Source organism: Streptosporangium sandarakinum (assembly GCF_013409935.1).
Taxonomy (GTDB): domain Bacteria; phylum Actinomycetota; class Actinomycetes; order Streptosporangiales; family Streptosporangiaceae; genus Streptosporangium; species Streptosporangium nondiastaticum.
Genome location: NZ_JACCCO010000001.1, coordinates 3,527,141 through 3,545,444, shown reverse-complemented (window position 1 = coordinate 3,545,444; position 18,304 = coordinate 3,527,141). Strand labels below are relative to the sequence as shown.

Here is an 18,304-nt window from a genome sequence, read left to right as displayed (position 1 = left end):
TCGCGACGGCCGGAGTCTCCTGGCTCCCGGATCGACGCTCACCCCGGCCTTCCCTGTGACAGTGGCCTGCGGTGGGGTTCGCTCCCCGGTGACAGTGGCGGGACCGCGCCGGACTCACACCGGCTTCCTCCTGACCTTCGCCTTCGGCAACCCTACGACAGGGAGATCAGTCATGACCATCCGCGACTTTCCCCCGGACGGCCGCACCGCGCGGACGCGCCCGGACGCCTGCCCGGGGACGATCCAGGTGCACCAGGCCGCCGACGGCCCGCTGGCCCGGGTGCGCACGCCGGGCGGCATCCTCACCGCGCCGCAGCTGCGGGAGCTGGCGGGCTGCGCCCGCGACCTCGGTTCCGGGGTGATCGAGCTGACCTCGCGCGCCAACGTGCAGGTCCGCGGCCTGCGGGATCCCGCCGCCTTCGCCGCGCGGATCGCGGAGGCCGGGCTGCGGCCGTCGGTCACGCACGAGCGGGTGCGCAACATCGTCGCCGCGCCGTCGGTGGACGGGGCGCTCGTGGCCGAGCTGGACCGGTCGCTGTGCGCCCGGCCCGAACTGGCCGGGCTGCCCGGCCGGTTCCTGTTCGCGCTGGGCGACACCGGGCTGGCCGCCGACGTGGCCTCCGTCGGCGGCCGGCTGCTCCTGGCCGGGCACGAGGTGGACGGTGTGCCGGGCACGGTCGACGGCCTGCTGGCGGCGGCGGCCGCCTTCCTGCGGCTGCGGACCGACGAGTGGCGCGTCTCCGAGCTGGCGGACGGCCCGGCGAGGATCGCCGCCGAGCTGGGCGGAACACCGGGCGCGTACCGGCCGCCCCGTCCTCCGGAACGGCCCGCCGGGCTGGTGGAGGCGCTGGTGCCGCTGGGCCGCCTCACCCCCGGCCAGGCCCTGGCGCTCGCCGGCCTCGCCGGGCGGGCCACCGGGTCCCCCGGCTCCCCCGGCTCCGAGGTACGGCTGTCGCCGCGCCGTACCGTCCTCGTGGCGGACCGCCCCGGTGCCGGAGACGCGCTGGAGGCGGCCGGGCTCGTCACCGACCCGGACTCCCCCTGGGCGGGCGTGACCGCCTGCGCGGGGCGGCCCGGATGCGCCAGGGCCCTGGCCGACGTGCGGGCCGACGCCGCGCGCTGGGTGCCCCGGCGCCACACCGGACTGCCCGTGCACTGGGCGGGCTGCGAGCGGCAGTGCGGGCTGCCGGCCGGCCGGGTCGTGCGGATGGTGGCCACCGCGAACGGATACGAGGAAAGGCATCAGTGACCGACTACATACGCGACGGCGCCGAGATCTACCGGCTGTCGTTCGCCACGATCCGCGCGGAGAGCGACCTGGGCGGCCTGCCGCCCGAGGTCGCCCGGGTGGCGGTACGGATGATCCACGCCTGCGGCATGACCGACCTGGTGCGGGACCTGGCCTGGTCGCCCGGGGCGGTCGTCCGGGCCGAGCGGGCGCTGCGCGCGGGCGCGCCCGTGCTCTGCGACGCCATGATGGTCGCCTCCGGCGTGACGCGCCGCCGTCTCCCGGCGGACAACGAGGTCCTCTGCACGCTCGGCGACCCGCGTGTGCCGGAGCTGGCCGAACGCCTGGGCACCACGCGCAGCGCCGCCGCCCTGGAGCTGTGGCGGGACCGGCTGGAGGGCTCCGTGGTCGCGATCGGCAACGCGCCCACGGCGCTGTTCCGCCTGCTGGAGCTGGTCGCCGAAGGCGCCGGGCGTCCGGCGGTGGTCCTGGGGATCCCGGTCGGTTTCGTCGGCGCGGCCGAATCCAAGCAGGCCCTGGCGGACAGCGATCTCGAATACCTGGTGGTGCACGGCCGCCGCGGCGGCAGTGCGATGACGGCGGCGGCGATCAACGCCATCGCGAGCGAAGTGGAGTGAGACACATGTCGGGACGCCTCTACGGCGTCGGCCTCGGGCCCGGCGACCCCGAACTGGTCACCGTCAAGACCGCCCGGCTGATCGGCGAGGCGGACGTGGTCGCCTACCACGCCGCGCGGCACGGGCGCAGCATCGCCCGGTCCATCGCCCTGCCGTACATGAGGGAGGGGCAGGTCGAGGAGCTGTTGCAGTACCCGGTGACCACGGAGACCACCGACCACCCGGGCGGCTACCAGGGGGCGCTCGACGACTTCTACGCCGGGTGCGCGGCCCGGCTCGCCGCGCACCTCGACGCGGGACGGACCGTGGTGGTGCTGAGCGAGGGCGACCCGCTCTTCTACGGCTCCTACATGCACATGCACAAGCGGCTGGCGCACCGCTACCCGACCGAGGTGGTGCCGGGCGTCACCTCGGTCAGCGCCGCGTCGGCGGTGCTCGGCCGTCCGCTCGTGGAACGCGACGAGGTGCTGACCGTGCTGCCCGGCACGCTGCCGGGCGAGGCGCTGGCCGAACGGCTGCGCGGCACGGACTCGGCGGCCGTCATGAAGCTGGGACGCTCCTTCACCAAGGTTCGCGACGCCTTCGCCGAGGCCGGACGACTCGACGACGCCTGGTACGTCGAGCGGGCCACGATGGGCGGCGAGCGGGTCGCGCCATTGAAGGACGTGGACCCCGAGGGCGTGCCGTACTTCTCCCTGGCGCTGCTGAGCAGCCCGGCGGAGCGCGCCTTCGTGCCGGAACCCGCGCCGGAACCCGTGCCGGAACCGGCTCCCGCCGCCGCGGCCGGGGAGGTCGTCGTGGTCGGGCTCGGTCCGGCCGGGCGGCCCTGGCTCACGCCGGAGGCCCAGGAGGCCCTGGCGACCGCCACCGACCTGGTCGGGTACGGGCCCTACGTGGACCGGGTCGAACCGAACCCGCGCCAGCGGCGGCACCGCACCGACAACCGGGTGGAGGCGGAGCGGGCCAGGCACGCCCTGGAGTTGGCCGGTGAGGGGCGGCGCGTCGCGGTGGTCTCCTCGGGTGACCCGGGGGTGTTCGCCATGGCCAGCGCGGTCCTGGAAGCCGCGGCCGACTTCCCGGACGTGCCGGTGCGGGTGGTGCCGGGACTGACGGCCGCCCAGGTGGTCGCGGCCAGGGCGGGCGCGCCGCTCGGGCACGACCACTGCGTGATCTCGCTGTCCGACATCCTCAAGCCGTGGGAGGTGGTCGCCGAGCGCCTGTCCGCCGCCGCGCGGGCCGACCTGGTGCTGGCGATCTACAACCCGGCCTCGCGCAGCCGTACGTGGCAGCTGCCCGCCGCCCGTGACCTGCTGCTGGAGCACCGTGACCCGGGCACTCCGGTGGTGATCGGCCGCGCCGTCGGCGGTCCCGACGAGAGCGTCACCGTCACCTCGCTCGGCGAGCTGGATCCGGCCGCGGTGGACATGCGCTGCCTCCTCATCGTCGGCTCCTCCACCACCCGTGTCACCGGCGCGGGCGTGGTCTACACGCCGCGCCGCTACCCCTGAGCCCGGCCCGCGGCCACACGCCGCGCCGCCGCCCGCAGGCCCGGCCCGCGGTCGCGCCCCGCTACCCCTGGGCCCAGTCCGCGGCCTCGGCCACGGTGCCGACGCAGAGCCGGCCCGGCGGTGGCGGCGGCCGGTCCACCATGATCACCCGGAGTCCGGCCCGCCGCGCGGCGACGAGCTTCGCGGTGGTCATGGAGCCGCCGCTGTCCTTGGTGACGAGGACGCCGAGCCGGTGGTCGCGGATGAGGGCCAGCTCGCCCTCCACCGTGTACGGTCCGCGGCTGAGGATCACGTGGACGTTGGCCGGGACCGGCGGCTCCGGCGGGTCCACGGATCTGGCCAGGAACCAGGCGTCGGATGAATGAGCGAAAACCGGCAGGCTGCGGCGGCCGGTGGTGAGGAACACCCGGTCGCCCGCGCCGATCGACCCGGCGGCCTCCCGCAGCGTGGGCACCCGCAGCCAGGCGTCCCCCGGCTCCTCGTGCCAGCCGGGCCGCCGCAGGATCAGCAGGGGAACGCCCGTGCGGGCGGCGGCCTCCACCGCCGACGCGGTCATCCTGGCCGCGAAGGGGTGGGTGGCGTCCACCACCGCGTCGATGCGCTCGGCGCGCAGCCAGGCCGCCAGCCCGTCGGGGCCGCCGAAGCCGCCCTCGCGGACCTCCCCGACGGGCAGGCGAGGGGCGGTGACCCGGCCGGCCAGCGACGAGACGACGCGCACGCCGCGCTCCGTCAGCTCGCCGGCCAGGGCGCGGGCCTCCGCGGTGCCGCCGAGGATCAGGACGCGCCGCACGCGCGGTCCCGCTCGGCGCTGTAGAGGTGGCTGCCCGGGAACTGGCTCGCCGTGAGCGCCCGGCCCACGACGATCACCGCGGTGCGCCTGATCCCCGCCTCCCTCACCTGCTCCGCGATGCCGGACAGCGTGCCGCGCAGGATGACCTCGTCCTCGCGGCCGGCGTAGGCGACCACGGCGACCGGGCAGTCCCCGCCGTAGTTCGGCAGCAGTTCCGCCACGACGGCTTCGACGCGCTGGACGGCCAGGTGCAGCACCATCGTGGCGCGGCTGGTGCCCAGCGTCGCCAGGTCCTCGCCCGGCGGCATCGGGGTGGCCCTGGCCGAGGTCCTGGTGAGGATGACCGTCTGGGCGACCCCCGGCACGGTCAGCTCCCGCCTCAGGGAGGCGGCCGCCGCGGCGAAGGCGGGCACGCCGGGCACCACCTCGTACGGCACGCCGAGCTCGTCGAGCCTGCGCATCTGCTCGGCCATCGCGCTGAAGATCGACGTGTCGCCCGAGTGCAGCCGGGCCACGTCCCGGCCGCAGGCGAGCTCCTCGACGATCTGGTCGAGGGTGAGGTCGGCGCTGTCGACGAGCCGGGCTCCGGGCGGGCAGGCGTCGAGCAGCTCGCGCGGCACCAGGGAGCCCGCGTACACGCAGACCGGGGCCTTCTGGAGGATGCGCAGCCCCCGTACGGTGATCAGGTCGGCCGCGCCGGGGCCGGCGCCGATGAAGTACACGGTCATGGAGTGTCCTTCCTGACGGACCAGACGGTGACGGGCATCGCCGCGCGCCAGCCGGTGAAGCCCCCGACGGGCGAGGCGCGCTGTACGGCCAGGCGCACGAGGTCGCCGCCGAGCCTGCCGTACCAGCCCGCCACGACCGCCTCGGACTCCAGCGTGACGGCGTTGGCCACCAGCCGGCCGCCCGGCGCGAGCGCCGCCCAGCACGCCTCGACGAGGCCGGGCACGGTGACGCCGCCGCCGACGAAGACCGCGTCGGGGCGGGGCAGCCCGTCCAGCGCGGCGGGCGCCCCGCCCTCGACCACCCGCAGGGCGGGCACGCCGAGGGCGTCGGCGTTGCGCCGGACGCGGGCGGCCCGCTCGGGACGGCTCTCCACGGCGACCGCCCGGCAGGACGGGTGCGCGCGCATCCACTCGATCGCGATGCTGCCCGCGCCGGCGCCCACGTCCCACAGCAGCTCGCCGGGGAAGGGCGCGAGCCGCGACAGGCTCACCGCGCGGACCTCGCGCTTGGTCAGCTGGCCGTCGTGTTCGAAGGCGTCGTCCGGCAGGCCCGGCACCCGGGCGAACGGCCGCGAGCCGGGCGCGGCCACGCAGTCGACCGCGATCACCTGCAGGCCGCTCTCGACGCCCACCGCCTCCGTCGGCGCGCCCAGGTCGGACAGGACGACGACCCGGCTCGGGCCGTACCCGGCCTCGTCCAGCGTGTCGCCGACGACGCCGGCGGTGCCGCCCAGCACCAGGACGCGGCGGCCGGGCTGGAGGGCGGCGCGAAGGGCGGCGGGCGGGCGGCCGACGAGGCTGACGACCTCGACGCTCTCCACCGGCCAGCCCAGCCGGGCGCAGGCCAGCGACACCGACGACACGTGCGGGAGCACCCGGACCCGCTCGGCCCCGACCAGCCGGACCAGCGTGGAGCCGATCCCGTGGAACATCGGGTCACCGCTGGCCAGCACGCACACCGCCCGGTCCGGCAGCGAGTCCAGCAGGCCGGGGAGGTTCGGCAGCAGCGGCGACGGCAGCGGGACGCGCTCCGCGCCCGTCTCGGGCACCAGGGCCAGCTGGCGGGCGCTGCCGACCACGACATCGGCCGCCTCCACCGCGCGGCGCGAGGCGGGGACCAGCCCGTCCCAGCCGTCGGCGCCGACGCCCACGACGGTGATCACACGTCGCCCGGCGCGCGCGTGGTCCGGGTCCCCGGTGCCGTCCGGGCCGCGGCCGACCAGGTTCACATGACTCCTTGAGGCTGATAGCAGGAAATATCGTACAAGTCGCCGCGTGGCAGACTGTGGGCCGTGAAGCGGCTACTGATCATCGGAATCGGCGCGGGCGACCCCGACCATCTCACCATCCAGGCCGCCAAGGCCATCGCCGCCACCGACGTGTTCTTCGTCATCGGCAAGGGCGAGGAGAAGGACGACCTGGTGCGGCTGCGCAGGGACCTCATCGAGGAGCACGGCCGCCCGCCGTACCGGATCGTCGAGGGCCGCGACCCCGAGAGGGACCGGACCGCGGACGCCTACGCCGAGGCCGTCGAGGACTGGCGCGCCCGGCGGGCCGCGCTCTACGAGCGGATGATCGACGACTCCCTGGCCGACGGCGAGACCGGCGCCTTCCTCGTCTGGGGCGACCCCGGCGTCTACGACAGCACCCTGGCCATCCTGGATCGGCTGCCCTTCCCCTTCGAGGTCGTCCCCGGCATCAGCGCCGTCTCCGCCCTGACCGCACGCCACCGCACCACCCTCACCAGCGTCGCCAGGCCCGTGCACATCACCACCGGCCGCCGCCTCGCCGAGGAGGGGCCGACCGCGGACGACATGGTCGTCATGCTCGACGCCCGCTGCGCCTTCTCGGGCCTGGACGACTTCCACATCTACTGGGGCGCCTACCTCGGAACCGACGACGAGATCCTGGTGGAGGGACCGGTGGGAGAGGTCGGCGACCGGATCCGCGAGCTGCGGGCCGAGGCGCGGGCCCGGAAGGGCTGGATCATGGACACGTACCTGCTGCGCCGCCGCGCCTGACAGACGCGGCCCGAACCCCCACGCCGCCGCCCCCCGCCCGGGTGTCCCCGGCGCGGCGCGGGCGGCGGTCAGGGGTGGAAGCGGTAGCCCATGCCCGGTTCGGTGATCAGGTGGACGGGACGCGCCGGGTCCCTCTCCAGCTTGCGGCGGAGCTGGGCCAGGTACTGGCGCAGGTAGTGCGTCTCCCTGACGTAGTTCTCGCCCCAGACCTCGGCCAGCAGCTGCCGCTGGCTGACCAGCTTGCCGGGGTTGCGCACCAGGATCTCCAGCAGGTGCCACTCGGTGGGCGTCAGCCGCGTCCCGCCGGAGACGGTCTTGCCGCTCAGGTCGACCACGTGGTCGCCGATCCGGACGCTGGCCGGCTCGGCCTCCCGTACGGCGGAGCGGCGCGAGACCGCCCGGACGCGGGCGAGGAGCTCGTCGATGCCGAAGGGCTTGGTGACGTAGTCGTCGGCCCCGGCGTCCAGCGCGTCGATCTTGTCCTGGCTGCCGGCGCGGCCGGACAGCACGATGATCGGGATGCTGGTCCAGCCGCGCAGGCCGCAGATGACGTCCACGCCGTCGATGTCGGGCAGGCCGAGATCGAGGATGACCAGGTCGGGGTGCCAGTCGGCGGCCTGCCGCAACGCCGAGCCGCCGTCGGCGGCGACCGCGACCTCGTAGTGGCGGGCGACGAGGTTGATCCGCAGGGCCCGCAGAAGCTGGGGCTCGTCGTCGACGACGAGGATCCGGGTCATGACGGCGCCCGCACGGCCTGCGCCCGCGAGGAGACGGGCATTCTCAGGATCATGGTCAGGCCTCCCCCTGGTGTCTCCTCAGGCGTGAGGGTACCTCCCATGGCCTCGGTCAGGCCGCGGGAGAGCGCGAGCCCCAGCCCGACGCCGGTGTGGTTGTCGCGGTCGCCGAGACGCTGGAACGGCATGAAGACCCGCTCGTACGCCTCCGGCGGGATGCCGGGGCCGCGGTCGACGACGCGGATCTCGACGTGGTCGCCGTGCAGGCTGGCGGTGATCAGCGTCTTCTCGCCGGGCGGGTTGTAGCGGACGGCGTTGGCCATCAGGTTGACCAGCACCCGTTCCAGCAGGGCCGGGTCGGCGACGATCTCGGGGAGCTCCACCGGGATGTCGCCCTCGACGTCGTCGCGGAGCGGGCCGAGGTCGTCGACCGCCCGGGGCACGATCTCCTCCAGTCCGACGGGCTGCAGCGTCAGGCCGAGGACCCCGGCCTGCAGGCGGCTCATGTCGAGGAGGTTCGCGACGAGCCGGTCCAGCCTGATCAGGGACTCGTCGGCGGTGGCCAGCAGTTCCTCCCGGTCCTCGGGCGACCAGTCGATCTCGGTGTTGCGCAGGCTCTCGACCGCGGCCCTGGCCGAGGCGAGGGGGCTGCGCAGGTCGTGGCTGACCGCGGCGAGCAGCGCGGTGCGCATCCGGTCGGCCTCGGCCAGCGGCCTGGCCCGCTCGGCCTCCTCGCGGAGCCGCTCCTGGCGCAGCGCCACGGCCGTCTCGGCGGCGAACGCCTCCAGCACGCGGCGGTCGGCCGCCTGGAGCAGCCTGCCGGAGGCGACGAGGGAGAGGTCGTCGTCGATGACCACGTCGGTGTCGGCGACGGCCGGGCACGTGCAGGGCGGGCCGCCCGTGGTGGCGACGATCCGCCACGCCTCCGGGTCACCCTGGTCGTCGGGCACCTGCCGCGCCTCGGGCCGCCGTTCGAGCAGCGTCACCGACTCCAGGCCGAAGGTCTCCCGGATGCGCGCCAGCAGCGACGGCACGGCGGCCTCGCCGCGCAGGACGTGCCCGGCCATCGTCGCGAGGATCTCGGCCTCCGCCCCGGCCCGCGCGGCCTCCCTGGTACGGCGGGCCGCGAGGTCGACGATGGCGCTCACCGCCGCCGCGACCAGGACGAAGACGATCAGGGCGAAGAGGTTCTCCAGGGCGTGGATCGTCAGGGTGTGGATCGGCGGGGTGAAGAAGTAGTTCAGCAGCAGCGAGCCCAGCACCGCCGCCGTGATGGCCGGCCACATGCCGCCGACGAGCGCGACGCCCACGACCGCCGTCAGGAACAGCAGGATCTCGCTGGGCAGCGCCAGCCGGTCCCGGAACGGGACGAGCACCGCGGTGAGCGCCGGCATGCCGGCGATCGTGATCGCCCAGCCGATCAACCGGCGCGTCCGGGTCAGCGCGCCGTCCGACCGCGCCCTGCCGCGACGGCCCTTCTTCACCTCGGCGTGGGGGATCATGTGGACGTCGATGGAGCCGGACCGCGCGGTGGTCTCCACGCCCACCCCGCGGGAGAGGATCTGCGCGAACCGGCCGCGGCGGGAGGCGCCGAGCACCAGCTGGGTGGCGTTGACGCCGCGGGCGAAGTCGAGCAGCGCCCGGGGCACGTCGTCGCCGACGACCTGGTGGTAGGTGCCGCCGAGGTCCTCCACCAGCGTGCGCTGGCGGGCCAGGCCGGCCGGGTCCGCGCCGGTCAGGCCGTCGCCGCGGACCACGTGGACGGCCAGCAGGTCGGCGCCCTTGGTGCGCGCGGCGACCCGGGCGGCCCGCCGGATGAGCGTCTCGCCCTCCGGGCCGCCGGTCAGCGCGACGACGACCCGCTCGCGCGTCTCCCAGGTGCCCTGGATGCCGTGCTCGGCGCGGTAGCGGTCGAGCTGCTCGTCCACCCTGCCCGCCACCCACAGCAGCGCCAGCTCGCGCAGCGCGGTGAGGTTGCCGACCCGGAAGTAGTTCGCCAGGGCGGCGTCCACCTTCTCCGGGGCGTAGACGTTGCCGTGCGCCATCCGGCGGCGCAGCGCCTCAGGCGCCATGTCGACCAGCTCCACCTGGTCGGCCCGCCGTACCACCTCGTCCGGGACGGTCTCGCGCTGCGGGACGCCGGTGATCACCTGGACGACGTCGTTGACCGACTCCAGGTGCTGGACGTTCACGGTGGAGACCACGTCGATGCCGGCGTCGAGGATCTCCTCGATGTCCTGCCAGCGCTTGGCGTTCCGCGACCCCGGCACGTTGGTGTGGGCCAGCTCGTCGACCAGCGCGATCCTCGGACGGCGGGCGATGACCGCGTCGGTGTCGAGCTCGGTGAAGCGGGTCCCCCGGTGGAACAGGACTTTGCGGGGGATCACCTCCAGGTCGTCGAGCAGCTCGGCGGTGCGGGGACGGTCGTGGGTCTCCACCAGGCCCACGACCACGTCCTGCCCGCGTTCCCGCCTGCGCCGGCCCTCGGCGAGCATCGCGTACGTCTTCCCGACGCCGGGAGCGGCGCCCAGGTAGATCCGCAACCGCCCGCGTGGCACGTCGATCACTACTCCTCGTCGAGGGCCAGGTTGAGCCGGAGCACGTTCACCGCCGGTTCGCCCATGAAGCCCAGCGCGCGTCCCGTGGTGTACTCGTCGATGAGCGCCTTCACCCTATCCACGGGGATGCCGCGTTCCCTGGCGACCCGGGGCGCCTGCAGCTCGGCGTAGGCCACCGAGATGTGCGGGTCGAGGCCCGAGCCGCTCGCGGTGACCGCGTCCGCGGGTACGGCGGGCGTCCCCGCGCCGCCCCGCACCGGGACGGTACGGCCGGCCGCGTAGTCCTCGCCCGGCCTGCCGCACTCCACCCTGACGCCGCGGTAGACGGCGGCGAACGGCGTGGCGGGGCAGGCCTGGTTGACGCTGACCGCCCGGGTGGGCGTGCCGACGGCCGGGAAGACCTTGAGCACCGCGCCGACGCCGTCGGCCGTGCAGTACGGCCGGGCGCCGCTGACGCCCTCCAGCTCGCCGACCGCCTTCGACCGGGCGCAGACCTGGGTGAGCAGCGACCGCCGCCCCTCGTCGGGATGACCTTCGGCGTCCTTGGCGCCGGGCACCGGCAGGGTGTCCACGACGTCCTCGGGCCCGAGGTTGCTCGCCCCGGAGGCCAGCGGGTCGTAGCCGCCGGCCGACGGGCGGCTCTGGAAGTACTTCCTGACCGGGACGTCCTCGGCGTCGGTGAAGCTCTGGCCGATGGCGGCGCTGCCGACGGCCCGGCCGTTCCGTTCGACCGGTGACCCGTTGGCCCTGTCGTTGAACAGGACCTGGGCGACGCCGGTCACCGCGAGCGGGTAGGCGAGGCCCAGAAGGACGGTCAGGACGGCGATCGCCCGGACGGCGGCGAGGTGCTGGCGGATCCAGCCTGGCATGCGTTCCATTTAAGACATCCCCGGAAGGAACTGGATGAGGAGATCAATGATCTTGATTCCGATGAACGGGGCGACGATGCCGCCCAGGCCGTAGACGTAGAGGTTGCGGGAGAGCAGCTTCGACGCGCTGGACGGCCGGTACCGCACGCCCCGCAGGGCCAGCGGGATCAGCGCCACGATCACGATCGCGTTGAAGACGACCGCGGACAGGATCGCCGACTGCGGACTCGCCAGGCGCATGACGTTGAGCGCGTCCAGGCCCGGGTACACCGCGGCGAACATCGCGGGGATGATCGCGAAGTACTTGGCGATGTCGTTGGCGATCGAGAAGGTGGTCAGCGCGCCCCGGGTGATGAGGAGCTGCTTGCCGATCTCGACGATCTCGATGAGCTTGGTCGGGTTGGAGTCGAGGTCGACCATGTTGCCGGCCTCCTTTGCGGCCGACGTGCCGGTGTTCATGGCCACGCCGACGTCCGCCTGGGCGAGCGCGGGGGCGTCGTTGGTGCCGTCACCGGTCATGGCGACCAGCCGGCCGCCCTCCTGCTCCTTCTTGATCAGGGCGAGCTTGTCCTCGGGGGTCGCCTCGGCCAGGAAGTCGTCGACCCCGGCCTCGTCGGCGATCGCCCTGGCGGTCAGCGGGTTGTCGCCGGTGATCATGACGGTGCGGATGCCCATCCGGCGCATCTCGTCGAACCGCTCCCGCATGCCCTGCTTGACGACGTCCTTGAGGTGGACGACGCCGAGCACGTGGTCCCTGTCGGCCACCACCAGCGGGGTGCCGCCCGAACCGGAGATGCCGTCCACGATGTGGCCGACCTCGTCCGTCGGGTGGCCGCCATTGTCGCGGACCCACTTCATCACGGCGGTCGCAGCGCCCTTGCGGATCTCCCGGCCGTCGAGGTCCACGCCCGACATGCGGGTCTGCGCGGTGAACGGCACCCACTTGGCGTTGACCAGCTCACCCGGCCCGCGCTCGCGCAGGCCGTACGCGTCCTTGGCGTAGACCACGATCGAACGGCCCTCGGGGGTCTCGTCGGCGAGGCTGGACAGCTGCGCCGCCTCGGCCAGCGCCTCCTCGGTCACGCCCGTCACCGGGACGAACTCCGCCGCCTGGCGGTTTCCCAGCGTGATCGTTCCGGTCTTGTCCAGCAGCAGCGTGCCGACGTCGCCCGCGGCCTCGACCGCGCGGCCCGACATGGCCAGTACGTTGCGCTGGACCAGCCGGTCCATGCCGGCGATGCCGATGGCCGACAGCAGCGCGCCGATCGTCGTCGGGATGAGGCAGACCAACAGTGAGACGAGCACGACGCCGGTGACGCCGTCACCGGTCAGCGCGAGAGAGTCGGGCACGCCCGGGTTGACGTTCTTGGAGTAGATCGCGAACGGCTGCATGGTGACGGTGGCGACCAGGAAGATGATCGTCAGCGCGGCCAGCAGGATGTTGAGCGCGATCTCGTTCGGCGTCTTCTGCCGGTCGGCGCCCTCGACCAGGGCGATCATCCGGTCGATGAAGCTCTCGCCGGGCTTCTGGGTGATCCGCACGATGATCTTGTCGGAGAGCACCTTGGTGCCGCCGGTCACCGCGGAGCGGTCACCGCCGGACTCCCGGATGACGGGCGCGGACTCGCCGGTGATGGCCGACTCGTCCACCGAGGCGATGCCCTCGACGACGTCACCGTCACCGGGGATGATCTCCCCGGCCTCGACGACGACGAAGTCGCCCTGCTTCAGCTCCGGGGCGCCGACGACGTCCCACTCGGCGGAGTCGCGGCTCCTGAGCCGGCGGGCGGTCGTGTCGCGCTTGGCCGCGCGCAGCGTCGCCGCCTGGGCCTTGCCCCGGCCCTCGGCGACCGCCTCGGCCAGGTTGGCGAAGATCACGGTCAGCCAGAGCCACACCGCGATGGCCCAGGCGAAGAACGACGGGTCCAGGACCGCCAGGACGGTGGTGAGCGCCGCGCCGATCTCCACGATCAGCATGACGGGGTTGCGCCAGAGGGTGGCGGGGTTCAGCTTGACCAGCGCTCCGGGCAGCGAGACGAGAAGCTGCCGGGGATCGAGCAGCCCGCCGCCGACCCTGCCGCTCCGTTCGGGGGCCGCACCGCGGCCCGGTGCGGGGACCTGGGTGGTCATGAGAAAAGTCCTTCTGCGATCGGCCCGAGCGCCAGGGCGGGGAGGAAGGTCAGGGCGACGAGGATGATCGTCACGCCGACGACCATGCCGACGAACTGCGGCCGGTGTGTGGGCAGGGTGCCCGCCGACTCGGGGACCGGGGTCTGCCGGGCCAGCGACCCGGCCAGTCCGAGCACGAAGATGATGGGCAGGAACCGGCCGAGCAGCATGCACAGGCCGAGCGCCACGTCGTACCAGGGGGTGTTGACGGTGAGACCGGCGAAGGCCGAGCCGTTGTTGTTCGACGCGCTGGTGAAGGCGTAGAGGACCTCGGAGAGGCCGTGCGGGCCGCCGTTCAGCAGGCCCGCCAGGCCCGCCTCGTTGCCCATGGCCAGCGCGGTGCCGACCAGGACGAGGATCGGCGTGACCAGGAAGTACATCGAGGCCAGCTTGATCTCGCGGGAGCCGATCTTCTTGCCGAGGTACTCGGGCGTGCGGCCCACCATCAGCCCGGCCACGAAGACCGTGATCACGGCCAGCACGAGCATGCCGTACAGGCCCGAGCCCACGCCGCCCGGCGCGACCTCGCCCAGCATCATGTTGAACATCGTCATCATGCCGCCGAACGGGGTGTAGGAGTCGTGGAAGGAGTTCACGGCGCCGGTGCTGGTCAGGGTGGTTGAGGCGGCGAAGGTGGCCGAGTTGGCGACGCCGAACCGGACCTCCTTGCCCTCCATCGCCGCGCCGACGGCCTGCGGGACGGTCGCGCCGCCGCCCAGCTCGAAGACGTTGGTCAGCGTGACGCTGACCAGGGCGATCGTCGCCATGACGGCGAGGATCGCGTAGCCCTGGCGGACCTGGCCGACCATCTTGCCGAAGGTGCGGGGGAGCGAGAACGGGATGACCAGGATCAGGAAGATCTCGAACCAGTTCGTCCAGCCCGTGCCGTTCTCGAAGGGGTGGGCGGAGTTGGCGTTGTAGAAGCCGCCGCCGTTGGTGCCCAGCTCCTTGATGACCTCCTGGCTGGCCACCGGGCCGCCGATGATGCTCTGCGTGCCGCCGGTCAGGGTGGTCAGCTCGTGCGGGGCGGCGAGGTTCTGCACCAGGCCGCCGGCCACCAGGACCAGCGCGCCGACGAACGCGATCGGCAGCAGGATACGGACGGTGCCACGCACCAGGTCCACCCAGAAGTTGCCGATGGTGTCGCTGTTCCGGCGGGCGAACCCGCGGACCAGGGCGATCGCCACGGCCATGCCGACCGCGGCGGAGACGAAGTTCTGCACGGCCAGGCCCGCCATCTGGACCAGGTGGCCCATGGTGGACTCGCCTGAGTACGCCTGCCAGTTGGTGTTGGTGACGAAGCTGACCGCGGTGTTCCACGCGATGTGGTCGGTCACCGGGGGGAGGCCGAGGGAGAGCCAGAGCCTGTCCTGCAAGCGCTGCAGGCCGTACAGGACCAGGAGCGAGACGGCCGAGAAGGCCAGCAGGCTGCGCGCGTAGGCGCTCCAGCGCTGCTCGGTGCCGGGGCGGACGCCGAGCAGCCGGTAGACCAGGCGCTCGGGCGGGGTGTGCCGGTCGCCGGTGTACACCCGGTACATGTGGTCGCCGAAAGGCTTGTGCACCAGGGCCAGCGCCAGGACGAGGGACGCGATGAACAGGGCCGCCATGTCAGAAACGCTCCGGGAAGAGCAGGGCGGCGACCATGAAGATCACCAGCACGACGGCGACCGCCAGACCGGTGGCGTTGATCGCGCTCACAGGCGCTCCACCGCCCTGACGACGAGCCCGAGGATCACGAACAACGCGATCGTCAGGGCGACGAAGACGATGTCGGCCATCTTCACTCCCGAGGGATTCGTTCGGTTGCTTCCGGCCGCCCGGACGGCGGCCATAGAACAAGGAAATCGCGGTGTTTGGGGGCTTTTAGGTCTCTTGACGGGTTCCATACGTCGCCTGCCGCGATATTGACGCGATCTGTACATTCGCCCCGGTACGGGCGGCGGAGGCGGCACGGGCGACGGAGACGGCGCGGGCGGTGGGGGCGGCGGAGGTGACGGGGGTGGTGGCCGGGTGGCGGCCTCGCCGTAGGCTTGCTCCGGTTCGGAGGGTCGGGGGGAGTTCGGGATGTCGCGGGTTCCGGTGCCCCGCCTGGCGCGGGTGATCGCCGGCGTGGCGTTCGCCGGTTTCGCGGCCGTCTACGTCCTCGCGGGGTCACCGCTCGCCGCCGTGGCCCTCGGGCTCCAGCTCGTCCACGTGTCGCCCGGCCTGCGGCGGTTCAGGCGGCCGTGGCTGCCGGCCGTACAGGCGCTGGTCTGCTACACGGCCGTGCTCGGCTTCGGCACATCCGTCGGGATCCTGGGTTTCGTCGGCGGGTCCCTGCTGCTGACCCGCGCCTGGGCGCTGGCCGTGCCGGTGGCGGTCAGCGCCGCCGTCATCGGCCCGGCGGACTCGGTGATCAGCATGGTGCTCGTCTCGCTGGTGATCTACGGCCTCACCCGGCTCGCCGAGCGGGTGGAGGAGGTGCACGCCGCCCGTCTGGCCCTGACGATGGCGGCGGCGGCCGAGGAGCGGCTGCGCATCGCCGCCGAACTGAACGACGGCATCGGCCGGGGGCTCGCCGGGATCGCCGGGGGCGTCCGGCTCGCCCTCGACCGGCCGGAGAACGCCGGCGAGGTGCTCGGCGAGGTCGTCGGCGCCGCCCGCCGCTCGCTGGCCGACGCCAGAGCCGCCGCCGCCGGCTACCGCGCCACGTCCCTGACGCCCGAGGTGACGACGGCCCGGGCGATGCTGGCGGCGGCGGGCGCCGAGGTGGAGGTGCGCGCCGGGCACACCGAGCCGCTCGGCCCGGCCGGCGCGCTGCTCGCGACCGTGCTGCGCGAGGTCGTGGTCGGGGCGGTACGGCAGAACACTGTCAGGAAATGCCTGATCGAGACCGTCGCGGCACACGGGACGATACGACTGCGCGTCGTCCACGACGGCGCCCGCACGGCCGACGACGAGGGCCTCGCCGAGTCGGCCCGGCAGGCCGCGCTGTCGGGCGGCGGCCTGTCGACGGACCTGACGGCCGAGGGATGGCTGACCGTCGAGACCGTGCTGCCCGCGCCGGCCGCGGACCAGGGGCCGTCAGCGCCCGCCGAGGACCCGCGCGCCTACCGGCTGTCCGTCGCGCTGCTGGTCGCCGTGCTGCTCGGGTTCTCGGCCAAGGCGCTGCTGACCGTCCCCGCGCACCTGGCCGCGCCGGCCGCCGCCTGCCTCGCGGTGATCGTCGTCATGCAGGTCCGTTCGGTCACCGGGCGGCACATGGCCGCGCTCGCGGTGATGGCGCTGCTGGCCTTCGCGCCGATCCCGGTGTTCGGCAGGGCGTGGCTGGGCGTGCCCGGGTTCCTCGCCGGCCCGGTCCTGCTCGCGTTCCCGGCGGCGGTGGCCTGGCCGCTGGCCGGGTGCGTGATGGCGGGCACGGCGGTCGCCGCGGTGCTGCTCGGCCTGCCGGTCCCGGTGACGGTCAACTTCACGGTGAGCACGCTGGTGACCGGGCTGGTGATGTACGGGCTGGTCAGGCTCGCCCAGCTGGTCAGGGAGCTGCGGGAGGCCAGGCAGGGGCTGGCCCGCTCCGCCGTGGTCGAGGAGCGCCTGCGCGCCGCCCGCGACCTGCACGACCTCCTCGGCTCCAGCCTGGCCGCGATCCTGCTCAGGTGCGAGCTGGCCAGGCGGCTGGACCCGGAGCGGGCCCGCGCGGAGCTGACGGAGGTCCTGACGATGACCGGGAAGGCCGAGGCGGACCTGCGGGTCGTCTCCGGCGGGCGCGCCGCGGTGTCGCTGGCGGACGAGGCGGAGACGGCGCGGTCGGTGCTGGCCGCCGCGGGGGTCCGTGCCGAGCTCTCCCTCGCACACGGCGCGCTTCCCGGCGAGGTGGACGCCGCGCTGGGCACGGTGCTGCGGGAGGCGGTGACCAACGTGCTGCGGCACAGCGCGGCCCGGCACTGCGCGATCACGACGACGGCGGAGGAGGGCGGCGTACGGCTCGGCGTGCGCAACGACGGCGCGGGCACGGGTGGCGCGCGCGGCGATGGAGCGGCTGCGGGTGACGTGCGCGGTGACGGTGCGGTCGGGGCCGGGGTCCGGCCGGGCTCGGCCGGGCTCGGCAACCTCACCACCCGCCTGGCGGTCCTCGGCGGACGGCTCGGCACGGCCCGGGACGGTGACCGTTTCGAGCTGACGGCCTGGGCACCGGTCCCCCGGGACACGGTGGCCATCGCGCCGTCCGCCGTCCCGGCCAGGGACGACCGCGCCGGGCGGGCACCGTACTGACCGGGGACCGGGGACCGGGGACCGGGGGCCAGAGGCCGAAGGCCGGAAGGTCCGAGGGGCGAGGGCCGGTTCCGGTTCCAGTTCCAGGTCCGGTGGACGGCGGGCGGCAGGCGGTGGACGGCGGGCGGTGGACGGGTCAGATCCAGCCGGCCTCGGAGGCGATGCGGACGGCGTCGGTGCGGTTGCGGGCGTTGAGCTTGGCCACGATGGCGGTCAGGTAGTTGCGCACCGTTCCGGCACCGAGGAAGAGCCGGGCCGCGATCTCGGCCGCGTCGGCGCCGCTCGCCGCCAGTCGCAGCACGTCGGCCTCCCGGGGGGTCAGCGGGTTGTCGGCCAGGTTCCAGGCGGTGACCGCGAGCGAAGGGTCGAGCACCCTCTGCCCCGCCGCGACCGCGCGGATCCCGGCGACCAGGTCCTCCGGCGGCGCGGTCTTCAGCAGGAACCCGTCCACCTGGGCGCCGAGCGCGCGGCGCAGGTGGCCCGGCTTGCCGTGCGCGGTCAGCATGAGGGTGCGGCAGCCCGGCAGCCTCTCACGCAGTTCGGCGGCGGCGGCCAGGCCGTCGCGCGCGCCGGGCATGTCGATGTCGAGCACCGCGACGTCCGGGCGGTGGACCAGGGCCGCGGAGAGGGCCGCGTCGCCCGAGTCGACGGCGGCCACGATCTCCAGGTCCGGTTCGAGGCCGAGCAGTGCGGCCAGGGCGCCCCTGATGACGTGCTGGTCCTCGGCGAGAAGCACACGGATCACAGGGATATGTCTACCAGTGTCCGGATCATGATGAGGTCATGACCGATCGGTGAGCACCTCCGTGGTCC

General features: G+C 74.0%; 15 protein-coding genes and 1 riboswitch. Of the genes, 5 read left to right on the top strand and 10 right to left on the bottom strand.

What is annotated here, in order from left to right:
- Nucleotides 1-12: 12 nt before the first annotated feature.
- Nucleotides 13-130: riboswitch (cobalamin riboswitch) on the bottom strand.
- 42 nt (nucleotides 131-172) lie between these two features.
- From HDA43_RS16040 to HDA43_RS16030, 3 genes are read left to right on the top strand one after another with little or no spacing between them, the layout of a single operon-like run.
- Nucleotides 173-1,249, top strand: a complete 1,077-nt coding sequence (locus HDA43_RS16040) for a ferredoxin-like domain-containing protein (RefSeq protein WP_179821528.1) — start codon at nucleotides 173-175, stop codon at nucleotides 1,247-1,249.
- Complete coding sequence (locus tag HDA43_RS16035; RefSeq protein ID WP_179821526.1) at nucleotides 1,246-1,866, top strand: precorrin-8X methylmutase; 621 nt, start codon at nucleotides 1,246-1,248, stop codon at nucleotides 1,864-1,866. Before HDA43_RS16040 ends, HDA43_RS16035 begins: the two co-directional genes overlap by 4 nt.
- A 5-nt stretch (nucleotides 1,867-1,871) precedes the next feature.
- Nucleotides 1,872-3,374: a precorrin-2 C(20)-methyltransferase gene (locus HDA43_RS16030; RefSeq protein WP_179821524.1), complete on the top strand. Its 1,503-nt coding sequence runs from the start codon at nucleotides 1,872-1,874 to the stop codon at nucleotides 3,372-3,374.
- A 61-nt stretch (nucleotides 3,375-3,435) separates the two neighbouring features.
- On the opposite strand, the gene HDA43_RS16025 is transcribed toward HDA43_RS16030, so the two are convergent.
- Genes HDA43_RS16025 through cbiE form a run of 3 tightly spaced genes read right to left on the bottom strand, consistent with a single transcriptional unit; the run spans nucleotide 3,436 to nucleotide 6,055 of the window.
- Entirely contained in the window at nucleotides 3,436-4,164 is a 729-nt protein-coding gene (locus HDA43_RS16025; RefSeq protein ID WP_179821522.1) for a cobalt-precorrin-6A reductase, read from the bottom strand.
- On the bottom strand, nucleotides 4,149-4,892 hold the full coding sequence (cobM, locus tag HDA43_RS16020; protein WP_179821520.1) for a precorrin-4 C(11)-methyltransferase: 744 nt from the start codon (nucleotides 4,890-4,892) through the stop codon (nucleotides 4,149-4,151). Before cobM ends, HDA43_RS16025 begins: the two co-directional genes overlap by 16 nt.
- The gene (cbiE, locus tag HDA43_RS16015) at nucleotides 4,889-6,055 is read right to left on the bottom strand and encodes a precorrin-6y C5,15-methyltransferase (decarboxylating) subunit CbiE (protein WP_179823297.1); all 1,167 of its coding nucleotides are present in this window, start codon (nucleotides 6,053-6,055) and stop codon (nucleotides 4,889-4,891) included. The genes cobM and cbiE overlap by 4 nt, the downstream gene beginning before the upstream one ends.
- A 129-nt stretch (nucleotides 6,056-6,184) precedes the next feature.
- On the opposite strand from cbiE, the gene cobF reads away from it, so the two are divergent.
- The gene (gene cobF, locus HDA43_RS16010) at nucleotides 6,185-6,913 is read left to right on the top strand and encodes a precorrin-6A synthase (deacetylating) (protein WP_179821518.1); all 729 of its coding nucleotides are present in this window, start codon (nucleotides 6,185-6,187) and stop codon (nucleotides 6,911-6,913) included.
- A gap of 68 nt (nucleotides 6,914-6,981) precedes the next feature.
- Here cobF and HDA43_RS16005 read toward each other — a convergent pair whose 3' ends face one another.
- Genes HDA43_RS16005 through kdpF form a run of 6 tightly spaced genes read right to left on the bottom strand, consistent with a single transcriptional unit; the run spans nucleotide 6,982 to nucleotide 14,941 of the window.
- Nucleotides 6,982-7,650, bottom strand: coding sequence for a response regulator (locus HDA43_RS16005; protein WP_179821515.1), 669 nt, complete (start codon nucleotides 7,648-7,650; stop codon nucleotides 6,982-6,984).
- A complete protein-coding gene (locus tag HDA43_RS16000) occupies nucleotides 7,647-10,205 on the bottom strand; it encodes a DUF4118 domain-containing protein (protein ID WP_179823294.1) in 2,559 nt (852 codons plus the stop codon). The genes HDA43_RS16005 and HDA43_RS16000 overlap by 4 nt, the downstream gene beginning before the upstream one ends.
- An 8-nt stretch (nucleotides 10,206-10,213) precedes the next feature.
- Nucleotides 10,214-11,083, bottom strand: a complete 870-nt coding sequence (locus tag HDA43_RS15995; protein WP_179821513.1) for a potassium-transporting ATPase subunit C — start codon at nucleotides 11,081-11,083, stop codon at nucleotides 10,214-10,216.
- Nucleotides 11,084-13,204 (bottom strand): potassium-transporting ATPase subunit KdpB, encoded by a 2,121-nt coding sequence (gene kdpB, locus HDA43_RS15990; RefSeq protein WP_179821510.1) that lies wholly within the window; start codon nucleotides 13,202-13,204, stop codon nucleotides 11,084-11,086. It lies immediately after the preceding gene.
- Complete coding sequence (gene kdpA / locus HDA43_RS15985) at nucleotides 13,201-14,850, bottom strand: potassium-transporting ATPase subunit KdpA (RefSeq protein ID WP_179821508.1); 1,650 nt, start codon at nucleotides 14,848-14,850, stop codon at nucleotides 13,201-13,203. Before kdpA ends, kdpB begins: the two co-directional genes overlap by 4 nt.
- Before the next feature lies 1 nt (nucleotide 14,851).
- The gene (kdpF, locus tag HDA43_RS35075; protein ID WP_179821505.1) at nucleotides 14,852-14,941 is read right to left on the bottom strand and encodes a K(+)-transporting ATPase subunit F; all 90 of its coding nucleotides are present in this window, start codon (nucleotides 14,939-14,941) and stop codon (nucleotides 14,852-14,854) included.
- A 366-nt stretch (nucleotides 14,942-15,307) separates the two neighbouring features.
- On the opposite strand from kdpF, the gene HDA43_RS15970 reads away from it, so the two are divergent.
- Nucleotides 15,308-17,491: a sensor histidine kinase gene (locus HDA43_RS15970; protein WP_179821500.1), complete on the top strand. Its 2,184-nt coding sequence runs from the start codon at nucleotides 15,308-15,310 to the stop codon at nucleotides 17,489-17,491.
- A 136-nt stretch (nucleotides 17,492-17,627) separates the two neighbouring features.
- Here the strand turns inward: HDA43_RS15970 and HDA43_RS15965 are convergent, their stop codons facing one another.
- Nucleotides 17,628-18,236, bottom strand: a complete 609-nt coding sequence (locus HDA43_RS15965) for a response regulator transcription factor (protein WP_179821497.1) — start codon at nucleotides 18,234-18,236, stop codon at nucleotides 17,628-17,630.
- Between the last annotated feature and the right edge of the window lie 68 nt (nucleotides 18,237-18,304).